Annotated in this window: 3 protein-coding genes; all 3 read right to left on the reverse strand. The window is 46.3% G+C overall.

Translation table 11 applies throughout. The annotated features are described in order from the left end of the window. Nucleotides 1-327: 327 nt before the first annotated feature. On the reverse strand, nucleotides 328-1,653 hold the full coding sequence (gene hisD, locus ACYVTD_RS11165; RefSeq protein WP_461247847.1) for a histidinol dehydrogenase: 1,326 nt from the start codon (nucleotides 1,651-1,653) through the stop codon (nucleotides 328-330). Further along, on the reverse strand, nucleotides 1,650-2,744 hold the full coding sequence (hisC, locus tag ACYVTD_RS11170) for a histidinol-phosphate transaminase (RefSeq protein WP_461247848.1): 1,095 nt from the start codon (nucleotides 2,742-2,744) through the stop codon (nucleotides 1,650-1,652). The genes hisD and hisC overlap by 4 nt, the downstream gene beginning before the upstream one ends. Continuing rightward, a partial coding sequence (hisE, locus tag ACYVTD_RS11175) for a phosphoribosyl-ATP diphosphatase (protein WP_461247849.1) occupies nucleotides 2,744-2,954 on the reverse strand: 211 nt, incomplete at its 5' end. The genes hisC and hisE, both read right to left, overlap by 1 nt.

The raw sequence follows: 2,954 nt of genomic DNA on the forward strand, positions 1-2,954 counted from the left end.
GGCGCGGTGATAAAAGAAGGCAAAATAGGCGTGTCATACGGTAGCGGCGGGGCAGGGTTCATGTTAAAAAAAGCCCCTTTCGCGGGGGTGTTTTTAAGGGGGGGGGGGGGGTGGAACTTCTTCCTTGGGGCGCTTTCTGCCTCACGCCCCGCCCGCGAGTTTTTTTGGGGCCTGTGGGGGGGAATGAGTAATATATTAAAGATTTCTCTTTTTCACATCTTCAGCTGCCGGCGAGCGGGCTAAAGTGGAACTTCGGGGGGGGCGCATTTCTTTAAACAAAAAAAAAAACAAATATTTCTACCATAAACACCCGTTTATCTGTTAAAACTAATTCTTCCGCCCCGCCGCGCTTTGCGCGTCCCCTTCCAATCCTCCCGCTCTTGCTAGTCCCCCCGCAGCATTACGCGTTTTTTCAAAGCCTTCGCCTTGAGTGCAACGCAGAGTGGTAACAGTTTTAAGGAAGTGGCGGACAGACAAACCGCCTGTAAAACGTGCACTTGTTGATGTTGGCAGGGTATGATTTATTCCGGCGGAATAATCGCCCAGAACTTCGGCGCAAAGGCTTCCGATAAAAAGTGAGCCGTAATTTTTAAGTTTTGGGCTCCAATTATCCGCATCTGCGGTTTTAAGCTCAAGATGTTCAGGAGCAATTGTATTGGCGATACGGAGTGCGTCTTCTTGCTTTTCATAGACAACAATAAGTCCGCCTGCGTTCAAAGATGCACTGGCGGTTTTTCCAGTTGGCAATGAACTTATACGCCGTTCAATTGCCGCAAGAATTTTCTCGGCAAGCTCTTTGTTGGGAACCAACGCCCTCGCTCTTGCGTCAGGGTCATGTTCCGCCTGCCCTAACATATCAGCGGCGACAAGATCGGCTGTTTTTTCAATATTGCCGTCATCTTGCCCGTCTGCGATAACCAGTACATCGGTGGGACCGGCGATAAAATCGATACCTACTTCGCCGAATAGGAGCCGCTTGGCGGCGGCGACAAATTTGTTACCGGGTCCTGCGATAACGTCAACACGGGGTACAGATTCCGTGCCAATCGCAAGAGCGGCTATTGCCTGAGCGCCGCCGATAGCAAAGATACGAACATTGTTGTTATGTGCAACTTCTACGGCGATTTCTGCGGCGGCTAGTATTTTTTTGTCAGGCAGACCGTCTTGCGTAGGCGGAGATGAGAGTATCACTTCTTCCACGCCTGCGCAAAATGCCGGAATCATGCACATAAGGACTGATGAAAACAGGGGGAAGCGTCCGCCGGGAACATAAACTGCCGCTTTTTCAACGGGAAGTATACGCTGACCTGTAACAAGCCCCGGTTCCATTTCAAATTCAAAATTGGCGAATTGTTCCCGTTGTTTTTCGGCAAAGCGTTTTATGTGCGTTGCCGCAAGTTCAAGCGCTTGTGCCAGAGACGGTTCATTTGCACGTAACTGTTCAAGAGCGAGTTTTGCTTCGGAGAGAGGAACTTCAAGTCGTTTTGGGGAAGATTTATCGAATTTGGAAGCGAATTTTCTGACAGCAACGTCTCCTTTCGCACGCACTTCCGCAATTATTTTTTTGACAGCTTTTTCCGTCTTTGTATCTTCAGAGCGTCTTGTTTCATTTTTCCAATAATAATCAAATTCTTTACTTGAAATTATTTTCATTTAACATTCCTCAATATTTCACCACACGCTTCAAGTACTTTATCCATGTCGGCATCCGTCCCTATACTGATACGCAGAAAATCGGCAATTCTGTCTTTGTTAAAATGCCTTACCAGAATATTCCGTTTACGAAGCTCGGTAAATAATTCCGCACCGCTTGCTTTTGGATGTTTTACAAAAAGAAAATTAGCCGACGACGGCAGAACTGTAAACCCAAGTTCACGCAAAGACTTCGCTGTTCGTTCCCGTGTGGCAATAACACGGCTGTTGATTTCTTCATAATACGCCGTATCTGTTACTGCCGCCGTAGCTCCTGCAAGAGCAAGAAAATCGACAGTGTAGGAATTAAACGAATCACGTATTCTGCACAAGCCTTCGATTAATTTTTCATTACCGATGGCAAAACCAAAACGCAAACCCGCAAGAGAGGCGGATTTTGACAGAGTATGCACGGTCAGCAGATTAGGGTGATTTTTTATAGAGCCAACTGCCGATTTCACGTCGTTTGAGCCTGAAAACGCAATGTATGCTTCATCAACAATAAGAATTTTTCCCTGTTTTTCAAGATATTCAGCAAGAAACAAAATATCGTCTAACGGCAGAGCAACCGCTGTTGGGGCGTTTGGATTGGGGAATACAACACCGCCTGAAGGGATTTTATAATCTTTTATGTTAATTAAAAAATCTTGCGTAAGAGCTATTGCACGGTACGGTATTTCCCAAAGATTGGCGTAAACAGGATAAAAACTGTAGGTGATGTCGGGGAAAAGTATCTGCCCAACTTTTTCACCGCTTTCAAAAAAAGCTCCAAAAGCGAACGCTAAAATTTCATCGGAACCGTTACCTGCAAAAACTTCCTGAGGTTTTACGCCATAACGGACGGCGGCAGCTTCACGGAAGGCAGTACATTCAGGATCGGGATACAGCCTAAGACGCTCGCTTGCGGAATTTTTAATAGCTTCTATAACTTTGGGAGAAGGCGGATAGGGGTTTTCGTTGGTGTTAAGTTTAATTATCTGCCTGTCCTTAGGTTGTTCGCCGGGCGTATACGGAGAAAGTTTTTTTATTCGGCTGTTCCAAAATTCGCTCATTACTTTTTGTGCCTCCGATCAAGCTCGTCAAGAATTTCCTGAATACTCACTCCGGCTCTTGTCATCAATACGGTAGAAAAATAAAGAAGATCAGCGGCTTCCCAGATAATTTCATCACGAGTTTTAGCGTCGCATAACTCTTGCGCCTCTTCCATGACTTTTTCACGCACAAGATCATCGTCAAGTGTGGCGGTATACGAACCGGGCGCG

The organism is Treponema sp. R6D11 (genome assembly GCF_054786075.1).